The sequence below is a fragment of the Intrasporangium zincisolvens genome, from assembly GCF_034724055.1.
Classification (GTDB): Bacteria; Actinomycetota; Actinomycetes; order Actinomycetales; family Dermatophilaceae; genus Monashia; species Monashia zincisolvens.
Genome location: NZ_JAWIIL010000002.1, coordinates 437449 through 456080 on the forward strand (window position 1 = coordinate 437449; position 18632 = coordinate 456080).

An 18632-nucleotide genomic window follows, 5' to 3' on the forward strand; every position below is an offset into this window, starting at 1 on the left:
GGGGTGGGACCGCGCGACGCGGTCCCACCCCTTCGCCGTCCCGTCTCTCGGCGTTTCAAGTCGGAACTGTCCGAAATGTTCGTAAACTGGGGTGACCCACCTGCCCCACCGTGATGGAGTGCCATGACCGCGCCTGCCGGCGACCACGTCTCCGCCAGCGACGAACCGGACCAGCCGGTGCGCGTCCTCGTCGCCGACGACGACGCCGACATCCGAGACCTCGTCGAGTTCAAGCTGGCCCAGGCGGGCTACGCCGTCGAGGCGGTCCCGGACGGCGCGTCGGCGTGGGAGTCCTTCGAGGCCCACCCGCCCCAGCTGGTCGTCCTCGACGTCATGATGCCGGGGCTGTCGGGCATCGACGTGCTCCGCAAGATCCGCGAGAGCGAGCACCCCGGCGTCCCGGTCCTGCTGCTCAGCGCGAAGTCGCGCGACTCCGACGTCGACACCGGCTTCGCCGTCGGCGCCGACGACTACGTCATCAAGCCGTTCAGCCCGCGCGAGCTGCTCCACCGCGTCAACGGCATGCTCGCCCGGGCCCGCTGAGGAGAGACCCGTGCTGACCTTCAGTGCGCAGCTGCTCGTCGGCGCCACGATCGCGGTCCTCGGCACCTGCCTCGTCCTCGTCGTCGTCGTCATCGCCGTCAGGATGCGGCGCCAGGGCCGGCAGAAGCGCGACGAGATGCTGCTGGCACCGCTGCGCGGACCGCTCATCACGGTCGCCTCGGGCGAGGACGACGACGGCGCGGCCACCGAGCAGCTGACGTGGGCCACCGGCGTCACCCGTGACGTCCTCGACTCCGCGATCGTCGACCTGCTGACGAAGATCCGTGGCCTGCCGGCCGAGCAGCTCGTCGGGGTGCTGACGGCGCACGGCGCCGTCGACCGCGCCAAGGCCGACCTGAGCCACCGCTCGCTCGTCCGCCGCGCCAAGGCGGCCCAGATGCTCGGTCTTGCGGGCGGTCCCGACGCGGTGCCGTTGCTCGTGGAGGCCCTCGGCGACAGCACGGTCCAGGTGCGCAACAGCGCGGCCTGGGGGCTCGGGCTCATCGGCGACGCGTCGGCCGCCGGGGCGGTCCTCACCGCCACGGGCGGCGAGCAGGGCGGCATCCCGGCGAGCACGTCGGCCGAGACGCTCCAGTCGATGGGCGTCGGCATCTCCGACGTCCTGGCCACCGCCTTCGACGACGGCCACGCCCGCACCCGCATGGTCGCCGCGCACGTCACGGGCGACCGCAGCTTCACCCGGGGCCTGCCGGCGCTGCGCCGCCTGCTCGCCGACGACCCCGACCTCACCGTCCGCGAGACGTGCGCGACGGCGATCGGCCGACTCGGCCGCGAGGAGGACGTCTCGGTGCTCGCTCGCCACGTCGTCACCGACGAGCCGCTCAGCCTGCGCCGCGCGTGCGCAGCGGCCCTCGGCGAGCTCGGTGAGAGTGGCGCCGTCCCCGTGCTCGCGACGCTGCTCGACGACGCCGACCCGCGCCTCGCCGAGATCGCCGCGTCGGCCCTGCTCGGCCTCGGCGCCGACGGTCGCGCGGCGCTGGCCGGCCGCGAGGACACCGCGCCCGTCCGGGCCGCCCGCACCGTCGCCGACCTCCAGCGGGCCTCGGCATGACCGGCTTCCTCGAGGGCCTGCGCTCGGCGGTGGTGTGGGTCATGGACGTCACGTCCATCCCGATCCTCGCCTACTTCCTCCTCATCAACACCTCGCTCATCGTCCTCATCGTCCTGGCCTACCTCGAGTTCCGGGCCCAGGAGCGGCGCCGCGCCACGGCCGTCGAGTGGCAGGGCGCGGGCCTCGCACCCGGCGTCTCGCTGCTCGTCCCCGCGTACAACGAGGAGGCCGGGATCGTCACGGCGGTCAAGTCCTTCCTCACCCTGCGCTACCCGCGGCACGAGGTGGTCGTCGTCGACGACGGCAGCACCGACGAGACCTTCGTCCGGCTCGAGCAGGCCTTCGACCTCGTCGAGGTGCCGCGCGAGCTGCCGCACGAGGTCCCGGTCCGGGCCCGCATCCTCGGGGTGTACGTGCCGCGCGACGGCCGCACGCGACTCGTCGTCGTGCGCAAGGAGAACTCCGGCCGGTCCGAGGCCATCAACGTCGCGATCAACGCCGCCACTGAGCCGCTCGTCGCGATGATCGACGGCGACTCCATCCTCGAGCCGGACGGGCTGCTCCACGTCACGCGCCCCTTCGCCGACGACCCGACGCGCATGGTCGCGACCGGCGGTGCCATCCGCCCCGTCAACGGCAGCCGGGTCATCGCCGGGCGCATCGTCCGCGTCGAGATGCCGCCGACGTGGCTGCCGCGCATCCAGCTCGTCGAGTACCTGCGTGCGTTCCTGCTCGGCCGCACCGGCTGGTCGCGCCTCGGCTCGCTCATCCTCATCAGCGGCGCCTTCGGGCTCTTCCGCCGCGACGTCGTCGTCGAGGTCGGCGGACTCGACCCGAACAGCATCGGCGAGGACTTCGAGCTCGTCATGCGCATCCACAAGCGGCTGCTCGACGAGGGCCGCGACTACCGCATCGAGTTCGTCCCCGAGCCGGTGTCGTGGACCGAGGTCCCGGTCACGGCCAAGGTGCTGCGCAACCAGCGCCGCCGCTGGCACCGCGGTCTGTGGGAGACGCTGTGGGCCTACCGCTCGATGCTCTTCCGCCCCAAGTACGGCCGGGTCGGCTGGGTCGCGCTGCCCTACTACTGGCTCTTCGAGCTGTTCGCGCCCCTGCTGGAGTTCTTCGGCATCATCATCGTGCCGCTGGCCCTGTTCCTCGGGGTCGTCAACATCCCCTTCGCCATCCTCTTCCTCGTCCTCGCCTACGGCTATGCCGTGCTCGTGACGCTCGCGGCGATGCTCGTCGACGAGTGGGCCTTCCACAAGCACGACCGGTGGCAGGCGCTCGGCGTCACGGTCGCCGCGTCGGTGCTGGAGAACATCGGCTACCGCCAGGCGACGGTCTGGTGGCGGCTCGAGGGCTGGTGGTCGAGCCTGCGGGGCAAGAAGCACGTGTGGGGCGTCATGACGCGGACGGGCTTCGACGAGGGTTCCGCGTGAACGTCGGGCTGCGGCCCTTCACGCGCAGCTCGGTCGGCACGCAGATCCGGATCTTCGTCGGCATCATCGTCGTGCTCGTGACGCTCGGCGCCGTCGTGTCGGTCGTGACCATCCAGATGCAGAGCCGGTCGGTCCGGGCGCTGACGCTCGTCTTCGAGCCGGCCAACGACGCGAACAACGACGTCGTCCAGTCGATGGCCCAGGCGCACGCCGCGTGGCAGCTGGCCGCCGTCGGTCGCCCACCGGCGCTCTCGGCCGGCGGCTACCGCTCGACTGTGCAGGCCGACCTCGACCGCCTCGCCGAGTCGATCCGCCAGCCCGAGCTGCCCGACGCCGACCGTGCCACGTACGAGCGCCTCGCCGCCGCCCAGCAGCAGGCGGCCACCCGATGGTTCGACGCGGTCGACCGCGCCCTCGCCGACCGGTCGCCGGCGGCCGAGGTGCCGCCGGACGGCCAGACCGTCGTCGAGGACGCCTACTCGACGTTCCTCGGCGCGAGCACGGCCCTCGGGGTCCAGGTGCGCGGCGACCGCAACGACGCCCGGATCGACTCGCGCAACGGCTCGAGCCTGGCCTCCGACGTCCTCATCGGCGTCACGATCGTCGTCGTGCTGCTCCTCGTGGCCGCCGGGTTCGGCATGGACCGCGCCGTCGGGCGGCCCATCGCGCGGCTGCGCGAGGTCGTGCGCCGTCAGGCCGAGGACGACGTCATCGCCATGGCCAACCAGGAGGAGGGCGCGCTCGAGGTGCGGATGCTCGCCCGCGACTTCAACGACCTCACCCGGGCCAACGCCCGCCTCGTCGACCAGCAGGCGGCCGTCCTCGAGATGCAGGAGCTCGTCCTCGACGTCGGGCGGCGGGTGCGCGCCGCGAGCGACGTGCCCGAGGCGCTCCAGCGGGTGTGCGCCCGGCTCGGTGTCGGCCTGGGAGCCGACCGCGTCCTGCTCTACACGCTGGCCGACGACGGCCAGAGCATCGAGGACCGGCTCCAGTGGTGCGCGGGCGACCTCCCCGACCTGCCCCCGCTGCCGCGCTCGCTGGCCCAGCAGATCGGGGCCGTCAACGACGAGCTGCGTCGCGACGCCGGCTTCTTCGACCTCGGCGACCTCCTGGCGCACCAGGCCTTCGAGGACGAGCGGGCCCGGGCGTTCCACCGCGCCACCGGTGCCCGGTCGCTGCTCATGCTGCCGGTCGGCACGGGCGGCCGCGGCCTCGGCATCATCGCGATCATGATGGTCGACGGCCCGCGCCGCTGGCACCGCCACGAGATCCAGGCCGTGCAGCAGTGCGCCGCCATCGCGGCCCAGTCGATCATCGCCCTGCGCCTGACCCTCATGCAGGAGGAGCAGGTGCGCCGCCTCACCGAGCTCGACCGGCAGAAGACCGACTTCATGGCGACGATCAGCCACGAGCTGCGCACCCCGCTCACCTCGATCAGCGGCTACCTCGAGCTGCTGACCGACGGCGACTTCGGCGACGTCAGCCAGAGCCAGTCCGTCGCCCTCGACATCATCGGGCGCAACGCGACCCGCCTGCGCGGCCTCATCGAGGACCTCCTCGTGCTCAACAAGATCGAGGCGAGCGGCCTGCAGTCGGTCGCCGAGGACGTCGCCGTCGCCGCCCTGCTGCGCACCGTCACCGAGACGATGGAGCCGGTGGCGGTCGCGGGCGGCGTCGAGCTCGTGTGCCACGACGTGCCCGAGGACCTCGTCGTCCACGTCGACCGCGGCCAGCTCGAGCGAGCCCTCATCAACCTCGGCTCGAACGCCGTGAAGTTCACTCCAGAGGGTGGCCAGGTCGTGCTGTCGGCCGAGCGCTCCGGCGACTCCACGATCGTCTCGGTTCGCGACACCGGCATCGGCATCCCCGCGGCCGACCTCGCCCGCCTGTCCGAGCGGTTCTTCCGGGCCGGCAACGCCACGGCGGCGGCGATCCCCGGTACCGGCCTGGGCCTGGCCATCGTCCGGGCCATCGTCGAGGGCCACGGTGGCGAGCTCGTCATCGCCTCGGTCGAGGGGGAGGGCACGACGATGCAGGTCGTCCTGCCGGTCGCCCAGCCCGCCCACGTCGAGGTCTTCGCCGACGCCTGACGCGTCCCGGAGCGGGCGGCGCCCGGCCAAGGCATGGTCGGCCCGGCTCAGAAGCAGCCGCCGCGCGGCTGTCGCTCGAGGCGCTGGGTCACGCTCCAGCCGGAGGTGGGGTCGCGGACCGTGGTCGCGATGTCGTCCCCCGATCCCTTGCGTGGTGTGGAGTGCGTCGGCTGCCCGATGGTGCGACCGGTGCGGGCATCGACGCGCCACCCGACGTAGTCGATGCCCTCGCCGCCCGTCACGGCGGGCGCGTCGGTGGTGCGGTAGCCGGTGACGACCGTGACGGCGGTCCCGTCGAGCTCCACGTGCTGGTAGACCGGGTCGTCCGGCCGGGGAGGCAACGTGCGCCACGTGACGCGTCGGGCCGTGAGGTCGACGCCGAGCAGGGACCCGTCGTCGCCCGGCACGACGACGTGGTGAGGGTCGGCGACGACGAGCCGCTCACCCCTCTGCGCCCCGACGGGGAGGGCGACCTCGGTGCGCTCCCATCCGCCCGTGCCGGGGGTCCAGACGACGAGCGTCCGGCCCAGCACGCCGAGCACGGAGGTGTCCGTGAGCACGGCGGAGGAGCGGTAGGCGTTGCGCGCACCGGGGTCGTCGGGGGACTCCGTCCACGAGAAGCCGCCGGGCCCTCCGGCGACCGGCTCGGCGACGAGCATCGCGTCGTCGTCCGGGAACCCCACGACCTGCCCGGCGACGACCCCGAGGACCTCTGTCATGTGCTCGGGGGTCGACACGGCCCCGGTCGCGACCTGCACGACGTGCGGCGCGTGGCACCCCTCGATGACGACGTAGCCGTTGCCCACGGTCGGCGAGCGCGACACGAGGTCGGCGATCGTCGTGCTCCAGCGCACGGTGCCCGACGCGTCGACGCCGGTGACGCGACCGGCCCGCTCGGGGGGCACGTCCGGACACGCGTCGAACGAGCACTGCCGACCGGTGCAGCCACCGACGGCGAGCAGCGTGACGAGCCCCGCGACGGCGGCGCGGCGCCTCGATGCCTCGCGCCACCGGCTCCATTCATGCGCACGTGCCCCGTGCATGCCTGCCCCCTGTCCGTCCGGTGCCCCCCGCTCGTGCCGGGAAGACACCTGGCCCCCGCGGATCGTTGCACCCCGGACGGGGGCGCGCGGGGGAATGCCGAGGGGCCCCGACGCGTTTGGGAGGACGTGCGCCTTTCTGGCACACTCTTCCTTCGGACCGGTTCACGGCCGAGCGACCCACCAGGGTGGTTAGCGACGACACCGACCCGGCCACTACACCTCGAGGAGATCATTGTGAAGAAGGACCTTCACCCCGACTACGTGGAGACCACGGTCACCTGCACCTGTGGCAACACCTTCACGACCCACAGCACCGCGACCTCCGGCCAGATCTCGGCCGACGTCTGCTCGCAGTGCCACCCGTTCTACACCGGCAAGCAGAAGATCCTCGACACCGGTGGCCGCGTGGCCCGGTTCGAGGCCCGCTACGGCAAGAAGGCCGCCAAGTAGGTCTCCCGCACGCCGGCCCCACGACTTCGGTCGTCGGGGCCGGCGTTCGTCGTTCTGTGCCCCTGCGGCGCTGACTGCGGGGCCGCCCCACCCACCACCAGGCAGGAGACGCCGGTGCTCGACTCCGTGCGGTCGGTCCTCGACGAGTTCACCGACCTCGAGACGCGCCTGGCCGACCCGGCCGTGCACGGCGACCAGGACCTCGTCAGGACCCTGAACAAGCGCTACGCCGCGCTCGGCCCGACCGTCGCCGCAGCGCGCGCGTGGCAGGCCGCCAATGACGACCTCGAGGCCGCCCGCGAGCTCGCCGCCGAGGACGCCGGCTTCGCCGAGGAGGTACCGGCGCTCGAGGCGAGCCTCGCCACGGCCGAGGAGCACCTGCGCCGGATGCTCATACCCCGCGACCCCGACGACGACCGCGACGTCATCCTCGAGGTCAAGGCGGGGGAGGGCGGCGACGAGTCGGCCCTCTTCGCCGGCGACCTGCTCCGCATGTACCTGCGCTACGCCGAGCAGCGTGGCTGGAAGACGGCCCTCGAGGACGCCACCGAGAGCGACCTCGGCGGCTACAAGGACGTCCGTGTCTCGGTCCGGGCCAAGGGGACGCCCGGCCTCGGCGAGGCGCCGTGGGCACGTCTCAAGTACGAAGGAGGCGTGCACCGCGTCCAGCGCGTGCCCGTCACCGAGAGCCAGGGCCGCATCCACACCTCCGCCGCCGGCGTCCTCGTCATGCCCGAGGCCGAGGAGGTCGAGGTGACCATCGACCCGAACGACCTGCGCATCGACGTCTACCGCAGCAGCGGCCCCGGCGGGCAGAGCGTCAACACCACCGACTCGGCCGTGCGCATCACCCACCTGCCCACCGGCCTCGTCGTCTCCTGTCAGAACGAGAAGTCTCAGCTGCAGAACAAGGAGGCGGCGATGCGCGTCCTCCGGTCCCGGCTGCACCAGATCGCCCAGGACGCCGCCGACGCCGAGGCGTCCGCCGCCCGGCGCTCGCAGGTGCGCACCGTCGACCGCAGCGAGCGCATCCGCACCTACAACTTCCCGGAGAACCGCATCTCCGACCACCGCACCGGCTACAAGGCCTACAACCTCGACGCCGTCCTCGACGGCGACCTCGACCCGGTCGTGCAGTCGGCCCTCGACGCCGACGAGGCCGCCAAGCTCGCGGCGCTCGCCGAGGGGTCCGGCGCGTGACCGACCTGCGCACCGGCGTCCGGGCCGCGGCGCGTGACCTCGCCGAGGCCGGGGTGCCCTCGCCCGACGCCGACGCGGTCGAGCTCGCCGCGCACGTGCTCGGGCTCGAGGCGGGGGAGGTGCGCCGCCGGATGGTCCTCGGCGGCACGACCCTGCCCGACGCGTACACCCGCCTCGTCGACGAGCGGGCCGCGCGCGTGCCGCTGCAGCACCTGACCGGCCGGGCGCACTTCCGTCGCCTGACGCTGTCGGTCGGGCCCGGCGTCTTCGTGCCGCGCCCCGAGACCGAGGTGCTCGTCGACCTCGCGCTCGCCGAGGTCGACCGGCTCCTGCGACCCCCCGCCCCAGACCTCCCCGCACCGAGCGAGTCGTTCGGTGCCGAAGGCTCCGGTGCACCGACGCGTTCGAGCCCCGGCGACGCGTCCGGCACCGAACGAGTCGTTCGGGTCGCCGACCTGTGCTCGGGCTCGGGAGCCATCCCGCTCGCGGTCAAGGACGAGCGCCCCGGCGTCGAGGTGCGCGGGGTCGAGCTGTCGCCCGAGGCGCACGCCTGGTCGGTGGCCAACCGCGACCGCCTCGGCCTCGATGTCGAGCTCGTCGAGGGTGACGCGTCGGGCCCGTGCCTGCCCGACTGGGAGGGCCGCGCCGACGTCGTCACCGTCAACCCGCCCTACATCCCGGTCGGCCAGGTGCCGCTCGACCCCGAGGTGCGCGACCACGACCCGGAGCTCGCGCTCTACGGCGGCAGCGAGGACGGTCTCGCGATCCCGCTCGCCGTCGCGCGCCGGGCGGCCGACCTGCTGCGCCCCGGCGGCCTGCTCCTCGTCGAGCACGCCGACTCCCAAGGGCGTTCGCTGCCGGCCCGGCTGGCCCGCACCGGCCTCTGGGTCGAGGTGGCCGACCACGACGACCTCACGGGGCGCCCCCGCGTCACCACCGCCCGCCGCGCCTGACGACGCGAGCCGCGACTAGGCTCTGCCGGGTGAGCGAGCGCTACGACTGCACCGACCCCGAGGGCCGCGCCGAGGGCATCCCCGCCGCCGCGGCGGCCGTCCGACGCGGCGAGGTCGTCGTCCTGCCGACCGACACGGTCTACGGCATCGGCTGTGACGCCTTCGACGCCAACGCGGTCGCGTCGGTGCTCGCCGCCAAGGGACGCGGGCGCGACATGCCCCCGCCGGTGCTCATCCCGACGGCGCGCACCGCCCAGGGCCTGGCCACGCAGGTGCCCGACTACGCCAACCGGCTCATGGAGAAGTTCTGGCCGGGCCCGCTCACCGTCGTGCTCAAGGCCCAGACCTCCCTGCACTGGGACCTCGGTGAGACCAACGGCACCGTCGCACTGCGCGTGCCCGACCACGAGATCACCCTCGACCTGCTCGGCGACATCGGCCCGATGGCCGTCACGAGCGCCAACACGACCGGTGACCCGGCGGCCCGGTCGGTCGACGAGGCCCAGGCGATGCTCGGCGAGTCCGTCGCGGTGTACCTCGACGGCGGCCCGACCGACGGCGGTGACCCCTCGACGATCATCGACTGCACGGGGGAGGCGCCGGTCACGCTGCGTCTCGGCGCCATCGCGCAGGAGGACATCGACGCGGCGCTGCTGCCCGACGAGCCCACCGACGAGCCCACCGACGAGCCCACGGACGCGTCGACCGAAACGGACGCGTCCACGGACGCCGACCCGTCCACCGACGCCGACGCGTCCTGGCCCCTCGACCCGTCGCGCGACGTGCTCTTCGCCGAGCCCGTGGCCGAACCCGCCGCCGACGCCACCCGGACCGGCACCACCGACGGACAGGCCACCGACGCCCACGGCCCGACGGCATAGAGTTGGTCCGCGCCAGATCCGTACGCGCACCGCTCGCGCTGCACCCCGTCCTGCACCGAAACCCGCACCTCCCGGAGATGTCCCATGGCTGACGACACGACGTTCTACGGCTCCGACTTCGGCGCCCTCCAGTCCTTCGACCCGGACATCGCCGGCGTGCTCCTGTCCGAGCTCGACCGCATCCGAAGCGGCCTGCAGCTCATCGCGAGCGAGAACATCAGCTCCCCGGCGGTCCTCACCGCACTCGGGTCGACGCTGTCGAACAAGTACGCCGAGGGCTACCCGGGGCGCCGCTACTACGGCGGCTGCTCCGAGGTCGACAAGGCCGAGACCATCGCCATCGAGCGGGCCAAGGCGCTCTTCGGCGCCGACCACGCCAACGTCCAGCCGCACTCGGGTGCGAGCGCCAACCAGGCCGTCTACGGCGCGTTCATGAAGCCGGGCGAGACGCTCCTCGCGATGGCGCTGCCGATGGGCGGCCACCTGACGCATGGTGCCAAGGTGTCCTTCTCCGGCAAGTGGTTCGACGCGGTGCCCTACGGCGTCGACAAGGACACCGAGGACATCGACTACGACGAGGTCGAGCGCCTCGCCAAGGAGCACCGTCCCAAGGTCATCTGCGCCGGTGGGTCGGCCATCCCGCGCCTCATCGACTTCGCGCGCTTCCGCGCCATCGCCGACGAGGTCGGCGCGATCCTCTGGGTCGACGCCGCGCACTTCATCGGCCTCGTCGCCGGCAAGGCGATCCCGTCGCCGGTGCCCTACGCCGACGTCGTCACCTTCACGACGCACAAGGTGCTGCGCGGCCCGCGCTCGGGCGCGCTCGTGTGCAAGGAAGAGCACGCCGCCGCGCTCGACAAGGCCGTCTTCCCGATGATGCAGGGCGGCCCGCAGATGCACACCATCGCGGCCAAGGCCGTCAACTTCAAGGAGTGCGCGACGCCGGAGTACGCGCAGTACGCCACCGACGTCATCGCCAACAGCAAGCAGCTGGCCCAGAGCCTCAAGGACGTCGGCATCCGCCCGACCACCGGGGGTACCGACACCCACCTGTCGCTGCTCGACCTGCAGGGCATCGGCGTCACGGGCAAGGACGCCGAGGCTCGGGCCGACGCGGCCGGCATCGTCCTGAACAAGAACGCGATCCCCTTCGACCCGCAGAAGCCGAACATCGCGAGCGGCATCCGCGTCGGCACGCCGTCGGTGACGACGCAGGGGATGGGGCTGCCGGAGATGGAGACCATCGCGCGCCTCATCCACACCTCGGTGACCCAGGGCGACGCCGACCCCGACCACCCGGTGAGCAAGGAGGTCCGCGCCGAGGTCACCGACCTCGTCACGCGCTTCCCGGCCTACCCCCGCTGACCGTTCGCGGTCGGCGCCCGAGCGAGGGTACGTAGGTGCACGAGTACGTCCTCGTCCTCATCGTGGCCGCAGCGGTCACGTACATCGCCACACCCTTCGTGCGCAGCCTCGCGGTCGCGACGGGCGCCTTCACGGCGGTCCGCTCGCGCGACGTCCACACGACGCCGATCCCGCGGCTCGGGGGAGTGGCGATCTACATCGGGTTCGTCGCGGCGGCGCTCGTCGCGCGGGCGCTGCCGTACCTCGGCTCCCTCTTCTCCTCGAAGCAGATCATCGGGGTCGTCCTCGCCGGTGGAGTCGTCTGCCTGCTCGGCGCCTTCGACGACATCCGCGAGCTCGACTGGATCACCAAGCTGGCCGGGCAGATCCTCGCGGCGGGGCTGATGGCCTACACCGGCGTGCAGCTGCTGTCGCTGCCGATCTTCGGCACGACGATCCTGCCGACCCCGGTGCTCGTGCTCTTCACCATCATCGTCGTCATGGTCTGGACCAACGCCGTCAACTTCATCGACGGACTCGACGGGCTCGCCGCGGGCGTCGTCGGGATCGCCGCGCTCGCGTTCTTCATGTACAGCTACATCGTGTCGCGCTCGTTCGTGCCGGCCAACGTCTTCTCGACGGCGACGTTCATCTCGGCGGCGCTCGTCGGGGTGTGCGCCGGCTTCCTGCCGCACAACTTCCACCCGGCGCGCCTCTTCATGGGTGACTCCGGGGCGCTGACGCTCGGCCTGCTCATGTCGGCGGCGACGATCACCCTCACGGGCAACGTCGACCCGTCCCAGGTGAGCGGCAACGAGGTCACCGCGGCGTTCCTGCCGATCGTCGTGCCGCTGGCCGTTCTCATGCTGCCGCTGCTCGACATGGTCCTCGCCGTGGTCCGGCGCACGCTGGCCGGCCAGAAGCCCTGGGACGCCGATGCCAAGCACCTGCACCACCGAATGCTGCGGATCGGGCACGGCCACCGCCGGGCCGTCCTCATCCTCTACCTGTGGGCCGCCATCGTGGCTCTCGGGTCGGTGTCGTTCGTCATCTGGGACGGCTGGCGCCCGCTCGCCGTCGTCGGCGCGGCAGCCGTGATCGGTGTCGTGCTCACCGTCTGGCTCCCGCGGTGGAGCCCCGTCGAACGCTTGTGATAGCATTCACAAGCACCTGAGGAGAGTCTGAGAACGGCACTCCGAAGGGCGCGGATCACCTTTCCGCACAAGACAATCGAGCACCAGCGACCGTCAGCAGCCCACCCGGTCCCCGCCGACCAGACGCACCCAGGCAGGTCTTCCCGTGAGCACCACCCCGGCCCGCACCGCATCACAGAACGATGCGTTCGCGCAGCTCCTGCGCGGGTCGCTGCCCCCGACCCTCGTCGCCGGCGCCGTCTGCATCGTCGTCGGGCTCTTCTCCAGCCCGAAGGCCGCCTGGTCGGCCGCGATCGGCGCGGCCCTCGTCATCTTCTTCTTCACCCTGACGCTGCTCGCCATGCGCTACACCGCGCACCTGGCACCGACCACGGTCATGGCCGTAGTCATGGCGACCTACACCGTCAAGGTGCTGGTCCTCGGCGTCACCCTCTTCGCCCTGCGCGACGTCACGTGGGCCTCCGGGTACGCCATCGGCGTGTCCGTCACGGTGTGTGCCGTCGTGTGGCTCTTCTTCGAGATGCGCGCGTACAAACGGCTGCGCATCTTCGCCTTCGACCCCGAGACCGACACGGACGCAGACGCCCCGTCGGGCGAAACGTCGGACGCCTCGTCCTCCGCCCCCGCCGACAGCCCGTCCGAGCCGCCGCGGGAGCCGCGTGATGAGTCGTGAGCAGGGAGGTCACCATGAGCACCCCGTCAGCACAGCCGTCCGGCCCCGGGCCGGAGGAGCCGACGCTTCCACCGACTGCCGCCGAGCAGGAGGAGGCGCGGGAGAGGCTCAACGCCGTCAACCGGCGCGAGTCCGACTCGGCGTGGAAGTCGGTCGCCTACCTGCTGACCGGACCCCTCGTCTACGGCGGCCTCGGTGCCCTCGCCGACCACTGGCTGGGCACGTCGTGGCTGGTCGGGGTGGGGATCGTCGGGGGGATGGCCCTGTCGCTCTACCTGATCTGGTTCCGATACGGTACGCATTGAGCCAGGCGGACCCCGTGTCGCCAGCCGGCGCGACGCCGCCCGGCCCGCCCAGTAGCACCTGCCGCACGCGCAGCACCAGGCCCTGGCACCCCACCACCACAGCTTCGGGCCCCGACCCCGTGCCGATGACCGGCGTCATCGCACGAGCAGCCCAGAACGTACGAAGGAGTAATCCGTGAGCATCGTCGCCGCCGCACCGACGGACTTCGAGGCCCCTGGAGTCAGCGAGTTCTGGCAGCCGCTGTGGGGCACCGACGGTCCGTGGGCCGTCACCCGACCGATGCTGCTCATGGCTGCGTCCGCCATCCTCATCGTCTGGTGGCTCGTCGCCTCGACGCGCAAGAAGGCGCTCGTCCCGAGCCGCGGCCAGATGGCCACCGAGGCCGTCTACGGCCTCGTGCGCAACGGGATCGCCAAGGACCTCATCGGGTCCAAGGAGTTCCTCAGGTTCGTCCCGCTGCTCTTCTCGCTGTTCGTCGTCATCCTCGTCAACAACTTCTTCGGCGTCGTCCCGCCGTTCAGCTACCCGACGATGGCCCGCATCGGCTTCCCGATCGCGCTGTCCCTCATCGTCTGGGTCGTCTTCCACGTCGTCGGCATGCGCAAGCACGGCTTCTTCGGGTACTGGAAGTCGCTTGTCCCGGCCGGCCTTCCCAAGGGCATGATCGTCCCGATCTTCTTCCTCGAGCTCATCACCGACCTCTTCACCCGGCCGGTCACGCTCGCGCTGCGACTCTTCGGCAACATGTTCGCCGGCCACATCCTCATCGTCCTGTTCATCACGGGCGGCTGGTACATGCTCACCAACGGCGGCATCCTCGTCGTCGCGGGTGGCGTCACGTGGATCTTCGCCGTCGTCATGACCCTGTTCGAGCTCCTCGTGGAGTTCCTGCAGGCCTACGTCTTCACGCTCCTCGCCGCGCTCTACATCGGCGGCGCCCTGGCCGACGAGCACTGACGGCCGCCCGGTTCAGCACGAACCAGCACGACCCGCTCCACCTGCTCCACCCGTTCCACCACACGCTTCACCCAGCCCCGCTGGTAACCGCCAGCGGGACCGACCAGAAGGAAATGGATTCCAACATGACCGGCAACATCGCCATCCTCGGTTACGGCCTCTCCGCCATCGGCCCCGGTATCGGTGTCGGCCTCATCTTCGCCGCGTACATCAACGGCGTCGCCCGCCAGCCCGAGGCCCGCGGCATGCTCCAGCCGATCGCGTTCCTCGGCATGGCCATCACCGAGGCCCTCGCCATCTTCGGTATCGCGCTCGCGTTCGTCTTCAAGGCCTGACGCCCGCAGGGCGACCAGCCTTCGACGCACCGTTCGTTTCTCTCTAGGAGACCCGCATGCATGCAGTGACCATGACCGCCGAGAGCGGTGAGAGCGGCTTCTGGGCCACCGCGGCACCGATCATCCCGCACCCGCTGGAGTTCTTCTTCGGCCTCGTGGTCTTCGCGGCCCTGTACGTCGTCGTGAAGCGCACGGTGGTCCCGCGCCTCGAGCAGATCTATGCCGAGCGCACCGCGGCCATCGAGGGCGGCATGAACAAGGCCGAGGAGGCCCAGGCCCAGGCCCAGGCCGCGCTCGAGCAGTACCAGGCGCAGCTCGTCGAGGCTCGCGCCGAGGCCGCCCGCATCCGTGAGGACGCCAAGGCACAGGGCGCGCAGATCATCGCCGAGATGCGCGAGCACGCCGTCGGCGAGGCCTCGCGGATCGCGGACACGGCGCACAAGCAGATCGAGGCCGAGCGCCAGCAGGCCCTCGTCTCGCTGCGTGGCGACGTGGGCCGCATCTCGACCGAGCTCGCGAGCCGCATCGTCGGTGAGTCGCTCGAGGACGAGACCCGCCAGAAGGGCATCGTCGAGCGCTTCCTCGCCGAGCTCGAGTCGGGCGACGTCGTCCGCGAGAAGGTCGGGGACCGCTGATGCAGGGATCCTCACGCGCAGCAGCGGCCGCCAGCCGCGACGCGTTCACCGGCGTGCTCGCTGCCGGTGCCGACCGCTCGCGGTTGGCCGAGGAGCTCTTCGCGGTCGTCGGCCTGCTCGACGGCAACGCGACCCTGCGTCGCGCCGTGGGCGACCCGTCGCGCGAGGGGGCCGACAAGGCCGCCCTCGTCGAGCGGCTCCTCGCCGGCAAGGTGAGCGCCGAGGCGCTCGTCGTGCTCAAGGGCGTCGCCGCGCAGCGGTGGAGCACCGAGCGCGACCTGTCCGACACCGTCGAGGGCTACGCCGTCGAGGCGGTCATCGCCGAGGCCGAGACGGCCGACCGCGCCGACCGCGTCGAGGACGAGCTGTTCCGCTTCGAGCGGATCGTCGCTGCCGACGCCGCCCTGCGCGCCGCGCTCACCGACGCCTCGGCGCCGGCCGAGCCGCGTGGGGCCCTCGTCGCGAAGCTCCTCGAGGGCAAGGTCGCCCCCGAGACCCTCGCACTGGCCCGCCAGGCCGTCGCGTCGCCCCGAGGGCGACGCTTCGACCGCACCGTCGAGGCCTACCTCGAGATCGCGTCCGCCCGGCGAGAGCAGCAGACCGCGACGGTGACGTCCGCGGTCCCGCTCACCGACGGCGAGCGTGAGCGTCTCGCCGCCGGCCTCGCCGCGATCTACGGCGGCAAGGTCCACGTCAACACCGTCGTCGACCCCCGGGTCCTCGGCGGCGTCAAGGTCGAGATCGGTGACGAGGTCATCGACGGGACCGTCATCCGCAAGCTCGACGGCGCACGCCGCGCCATGGGCGCCTGAGGCCCCCACCACCTGCTGTGAACACCCACCGGCCCGCAACCCCGGGTCGAAACCGAGGAGAAGATCTGACATGACGGAGCTTTCGATCCGTCCGGAGGAGATCCGGGACGCACTGGACTCCTTCGTCCAGTCCTACGAGCCGGGCGCGGCCTCCCGCGAAGAGGTCGGCCGCGTCAGCGACGCCGGCGACGGCATCGCCCACGTCGAGGGCCTGCCCTCGTGCATGACGAACGAGCTGCTCCAGTTCGAGGACGGCACGCTGGGCCTCGCGCTCAACCTCGACGTCCACGAGATCGGTGTCGTCGTCCTCGGTGACTTCGCCGGCATCGAGGAGGGCCAGTCGGTCAAGCGCACGGGCGAGGTCCTCTCGGTCCCCGTCGGTGACGACTTCCTCGGCCGCGTCGTCGACCCGCTCGGCAACCCCATCGACGGTCTCGGTGAGATCAAGTCGGAGGAGCGCCGCGCGCTCGAGCTGCAGGCCCCGACGGTCGTCCAGCGCAAGTCGGTCCACGAGCCGCTGCAGACCGGCATCAAGTCGATCGACGCCATGACGCCGATCGGCCGCGGCCAGCGCCAGCTGATCATCGGCGACCGCCAGACGGGCAAGACGACCGTCGCGATCGACACGATCATCAACCAGAAGCGCAACTGGGAGTCCGGCGACCCGGACCAGCAGGTCCGCTGCATCTACGTCGGCATCGGCCAGAAGGGCTCGACCATCGCGTCGGTCCGCGGCACCCTCGAGGAGGCCGGCGCGCTCGAGTACACGACGATCATCGCGGCGCCCGCGTCCGACTCGGCCGGCTTCAAGTACCTCGCCCCCTACACCGGTTCGGCCATCGGCCAGCACTGGATGTACCAGGGCAAGCACGTCCTCATCGTCTTCGACGACCTGTCCAAGCAGGCCGAGGCCTACCGCGCCGTGTCGCTGCTGCTGCGCCGCCCGCCGGGCCGCGAGGCCTACCCGGGTGACGTCTTCTACCTGCACTCGCGGCTCCTCGAGCGCTGCGCGAAGCTGTCCGACGACCTCGGCCACGGCTCGATGACCGGCCTGCCGATCATCGAGACGAAGGCCGGCGACGTCTCGGCGTACATCCCGACCAACGTCATCTCGATCACCGACGGCCAGATCTACCTGCAGGCCGACCTCTTCAACGCCAACGTGCGTCCGGCGATCGACGTGGGTGTCTCGGTGTCCCGCGTCGGTGGTGCCGCGCAGATCAAGGCGATGAAGTCGGTCGCCGGTCGACTCAAGCTCGATCTCGCGCAGTTCCGCGCCATGGAGGCGTTCGCGATGTTCGCCTCCGACCTCGACCCCGCCTCGCGAGCCCAGCTCGCCCGTGGTGCGCGCCTCGTCGAGCTGCTCAAGCAGCCGCAGAGCAACCCGTACCCGGTCGAGGAGCAGGTCGTCTCGGTGTGGGCCGGCACGACGGGGCGTCTCGACGACGTCGCCGTCGAGGACGTCCGCGCCTTCGAGACCGAGCTGCTCGAGACGCTGCGTCGCGACGGCAAGATCCTCCAGACGATCCGCGAGACGCAGAAGCTCGACGACGACACCGAGACGGCCCTGAGCAAGGTCGTCGACGAGGTCAAGTTCACCTTCCGCGGCACGGGTCGTGACGGTCTCGAGGCCGGCCACGAAGAGGCCGAGGAGCTCGACGACGACGCGATCGCCCAGGCGAAGATCGTCAAGAACAAGTGAGTCGCGGCCCCGGTGCCGCTCGGCCTCGCTGAGCGGCACCCGGGGCAGCACCACCCCCACACTCCTCGACCGACCCTTCCAGACCAAGAGAGGCGGAGCTCATGGGAGCGCAGATGCGGATCTACCGTCAGCGCATCAAGTCCGTCCAGTCCATCAAGAAGATCACCAACGCGATGGAACTGATCGCGGCCGCGCGCGTCGTCAAGGCCCGCCAGAAGGCGGCCGAGGCGATGCCGTACACGACCGCCCTCACGCGCGCCGTGTCCGCCGTGGCCACCAACACCAACGAGGACCACCCGCTGACGACCGACAACCCCGACGCCAAGCGCGCCGGTGTCGTCGTCATCACCGCCGACCGTGGCCTTGCCGGTGCCTACTCCGTCGCCGCGATCAAGCGCAGCGCGGAGCTCGTCGCCCACCTGCAGGCCGAGGGCAAGGAGGTCTCCTCCTACCTCGTCGGGCGCAAGGCGGTCAGCTACTACAAGTTCCGCCGGCGCGAGTACGCCGCCGAGTGGACCGGCTTCTCCGACGCCCCGACGTTCGAGAACGCCAAGGAGATCGCTGACCGGATCACCGCGGACTTCCTCAAGGACTACGCGGAGGGCGGCCACGACGAGATCCACGTCGTGTTCACCCGGTTCCGCTCGATGGTGCGCCAGGAGCCGCACGTGCTGCGCCTGCTCCCGCTCGAGGTCGTCGAGGCCGACGACGCGGGCGAGGAGGGCATCGACCTCAGCGTCAACCGGTACGAGGAGGGGCAGATCCCGCCCGAGTACTCCTTCGAGCCGAGCGCGTCCGAGGTGCTGGACCAGCTGCTGCCGAAGTACGTGCGCAACCGCATCTTCACGGCGCTGCTGTCCTCGGCCGCGTCCGAGCTGGCGGCACGCCAGCGCGCCATGAAGTCGGCGACGGACAACGCGACGGAGCTCATCAAGACCTACCAGCGCCTGGCCAACCAGGCCCGCCAGGCCGGCATCACCCAAGAGATCAGCGAAATCGTGGGCGGCGCGAACGCCCTCGCGGACGCCCAGAAGTAACCCGCC

The 18632-nt window shown here is 71.5% G+C and carries 19 protein-coding genes; 18 read left to right on the top strand and 1 reads right to left on the bottom strand.

Annotation, left to right across the window (positions count from 1 at the left end; all coding sequences use genetic code 11):
* Positions 1-123 precede the first annotated feature (123 nt).
* Genes RY076_RS06335 through RY076_RS06350 form a run of 4 tightly spaced genes read left to right on the top strand, consistent with a single transcriptional unit; the run spans position 124 to position 5144 of the window.
* Complete coding sequence (locus RY076_RS06335) at positions 124-543, top strand: response regulator transcription factor (RefSeq protein ID WP_323096747.1); 420 nt, start codon at positions 124-126, stop codon at positions 541-543.
* Between the two features lie 10 nt (positions 544-553).
* Positions 554-1615, top strand: a complete 1062-nt coding sequence (locus RY076_RS06340) for a HEAT repeat domain-containing protein (protein WP_323096748.1) — start codon at positions 554-556, stop codon at positions 1613-1615.
* Entirely contained in the window at positions 1612-3054 is a 1443-nt protein-coding gene (locus RY076_RS06345; RefSeq protein WP_323096749.1) for a glycosyltransferase family 2 protein, read from the top strand. Before RY076_RS06340 ends, RY076_RS06345 begins: the two co-directional genes overlap by 4 nt.
* Complete coding sequence (locus RY076_RS06350; protein WP_323096750.1) at positions 3051-5144, top strand: sensor histidine kinase; 2094 nt, start codon at positions 3051-3053, stop codon at positions 5142-5144. The genes RY076_RS06345 and RY076_RS06350 overlap by 4 nt, the downstream gene beginning before the upstream one ends.
* Before the next feature lie 47 nt (positions 5145-5191).
* Here RY076_RS06350 and RY076_RS06355 read toward each other — a convergent pair whose 3' ends face one another.
* A complete protein-coding gene (locus RY076_RS06355) occupies positions 5192-6187 on the bottom strand; it encodes a hypothetical protein (protein ID WP_323096751.1) in 996 nt (331 codons plus the stop codon).
* A 234-nt stretch (positions 6188-6421) separates the two neighbouring features.
* Between RY076_RS06355 and rpmE the strand changes: the two genes are divergently transcribed.
* The 14 genes from rpmE (at position 6422) to RY076_RS06425 (ending at position 18626) form a co-directional block, all read left to right on the top strand.
* Positions 6422-6637 carry a 50S ribosomal protein L31 gene (rpmE, locus tag RY076_RS06360; protein ID WP_323096753.1) on the top strand — a complete coding sequence of 72 codons (216 nt, stop codon included), beginning with the start codon at positions 6422-6424 and terminating at the stop codon, positions 6635-6637.
* A 114-nt stretch (positions 6638-6751) separates the two neighbouring features.
* Complete coding sequence (gene prfA, locus RY076_RS06365; RefSeq protein ID WP_323096754.1) at positions 6752-7837, top strand: peptide chain release factor 1; 1086 nt, start codon at positions 6752-6754, stop codon at positions 7835-7837.
* The gene (locus RY076_RS06370) at positions 7834-8790 is read left to right on the top strand and encodes a N5-glutamine methyltransferase family protein (RefSeq protein WP_323096755.1); all 957 of its coding nucleotides are present in this window, start codon (positions 7834-7836) and stop codon (positions 8788-8790) included. Before prfA ends, RY076_RS06370 begins: the two co-directional genes overlap by 4 nt.
* A gap of 29 nt (positions 8791-8819) precedes the next feature.
* On the top strand, positions 8820-9671 hold the full coding sequence (locus RY076_RS06375) for an L-threonylcarbamoyladenylate synthase (protein WP_323096756.1): 852 nt from the start codon (positions 8820-8822) through the stop codon (positions 9669-9671).
* 84 nt (positions 9672-9755) lie between these two features.
* Positions 9756-11036: a serine hydroxymethyltransferase gene (locus RY076_RS06380; protein ID WP_323096757.1), complete on the top strand. Its 1281-nt coding sequence runs from the start codon at positions 9756-9758 to the stop codon at positions 11034-11036.
* 35 nt (positions 11037-11071) lie between these two features.
* Positions 11072-12169, top strand: coding sequence for an MraY family glycosyltransferase (locus RY076_RS06385; protein WP_323096758.1), 1098 nt, complete (start codon positions 11072-11074; stop codon positions 12167-12169).
* A 145-nt stretch (positions 12170-12314) separates the two neighbouring features.
* On the top strand, positions 12315-12842 hold the full coding sequence (locus tag RY076_RS06390; protein WP_323096759.1) for a hypothetical protein: 528 nt from the start codon (positions 12315-12317) through the stop codon (positions 12840-12842).
* A 14-nt stretch (positions 12843-12856) separates the two neighbouring features.
* Complete coding sequence (locus RY076_RS06395; RefSeq protein ID WP_323096760.1) at positions 12857-13147, top strand: AtpZ/AtpI family protein; 291 nt, start codon at positions 12857-12859, stop codon at positions 13145-13147.
* 175 nt (positions 13148-13322) lie between these two features.
* Positions 13323-14105, top strand: coding sequence for a F0F1 ATP synthase subunit A (gene atpB / locus RY076_RS06400; protein WP_323096761.1), 783 nt, complete (start codon positions 13323-13325; stop codon positions 14103-14105).
* Positions 14106-14230: 125 nt separating this feature from the next.
* Positions 14231-14440 (top strand): ATP synthase F0 subunit C, encoded by a 210-nt coding sequence (atpE, locus tag RY076_RS06405; protein ID WP_026863922.1) that lies wholly within the window; start codon positions 14231-14233, stop codon positions 14438-14440.
* 56 nt (positions 14441-14496) lie between these two features.
* Positions 14497-15075 (top strand): F0F1 ATP synthase subunit B, encoded by a 579-nt coding sequence (locus RY076_RS06410; protein WP_323096762.1) that lies wholly within the window; start codon positions 14497-14499, stop codon positions 15073-15075.
* Positions 15075-15887, top strand: a complete 813-nt coding sequence (locus RY076_RS06415; protein ID WP_323096763.1) for a F0F1 ATP synthase subunit delta — start codon at positions 15075-15077, stop codon at positions 15885-15887. The genes RY076_RS06410 and RY076_RS06415 overlap by 1 nt, the downstream gene beginning before the upstream one ends.
* Before the next feature lie 70 nt (positions 15888-15957).
* Complete coding sequence (gene atpA, locus RY076_RS06420) at positions 15958-17589, top strand: F0F1 ATP synthase subunit alpha (protein WP_323096764.1); 1632 nt, start codon at positions 15958-15960, stop codon at positions 17587-17589.
* 101 nt (positions 17590-17690) lie between these two features.
* Positions 17691-18626: a F0F1 ATP synthase subunit gamma gene (locus RY076_RS06425; protein WP_323096765.1), complete on the top strand. Its 936-nt coding sequence runs from the start codon at positions 17691-17693 to the stop codon at positions 18624-18626.
* The last annotated feature ends 6 nt before the right edge of the window (positions 18627-18632 follow it).

What these genes read in the sequence shown, in the direction of transcription:
- RY076_RS06335 (WP_323096747.1), top strand. Translation starts at nt 124, where the DNA reads ATGACCGCGCCTGCCGGCGACCACGTCTCCGCCAGCGACGAACCGGAC.
- RY076_RS06345 (WP_323096749.1), top strand. Translation starts at nt 1,612, where the DNA reads ATGACCGGCTTCCTCGAGGGCCTGCGCTCGGCGGTGGTGTGGGTCATG.
- RY076_RS06355 (WP_323096751.1), bottom strand. Translation starts at nt 6,187, where the DNA reads ATGCACGGGGCACGTGCGCATGAATGGAGCCGGTGGCGCGAGGCATCG.
- RY076_RS06380 (WP_323096757.1), top strand. Translation starts at nt 9,756, where the DNA reads ATGGCTGACGACACGACGTTCTACGGCTCCGACTTCGGCGCCCTCCAG.
- RY076_RS06395 (WP_323096760.1), top strand. Translation starts at nt 12,857, where the DNA reads ATGAGCACCCCGTCAGCACAGCCGTCCGGCCCCGGGCCGGAGGAGCCG.
- atpE (WP_026863922.1), top strand. Translation starts at nt 14,231, where the DNA reads ATGACCGGCAACATCGCCATCCTCGGTTACGGCCTCTCCGCCATCGGC.
- RY076_RS06410 (WP_323096762.1), top strand. Translation starts at nt 14,497, where the DNA reads ATGCATGCAGTGACCATGACCGCCGAGAGCGGTGAGAGCGGCTTCTGG.
- RY076_RS06415 (WP_323096763.1), top strand. Translation starts at nt 15,075, where the DNA reads ATGCAGGGATCCTCACGCGCAGCAGCGGCCGCCAGCCGCGACGCGTTC.
- atpA (WP_323096764.1), top strand. Translation starts at nt 15,958, where the DNA reads ATGACGGAGCTTTCGATCCGTCCGGAGGAGATCCGGGACGCACTGGAC.
- RY076_RS06425 (WP_323096765.1), top strand. Translation starts at nt 17,691, where the DNA reads ATGGGAGCGCAGATGCGGATCTACCGTCAGCGCATCAAGTCCGTCCAG.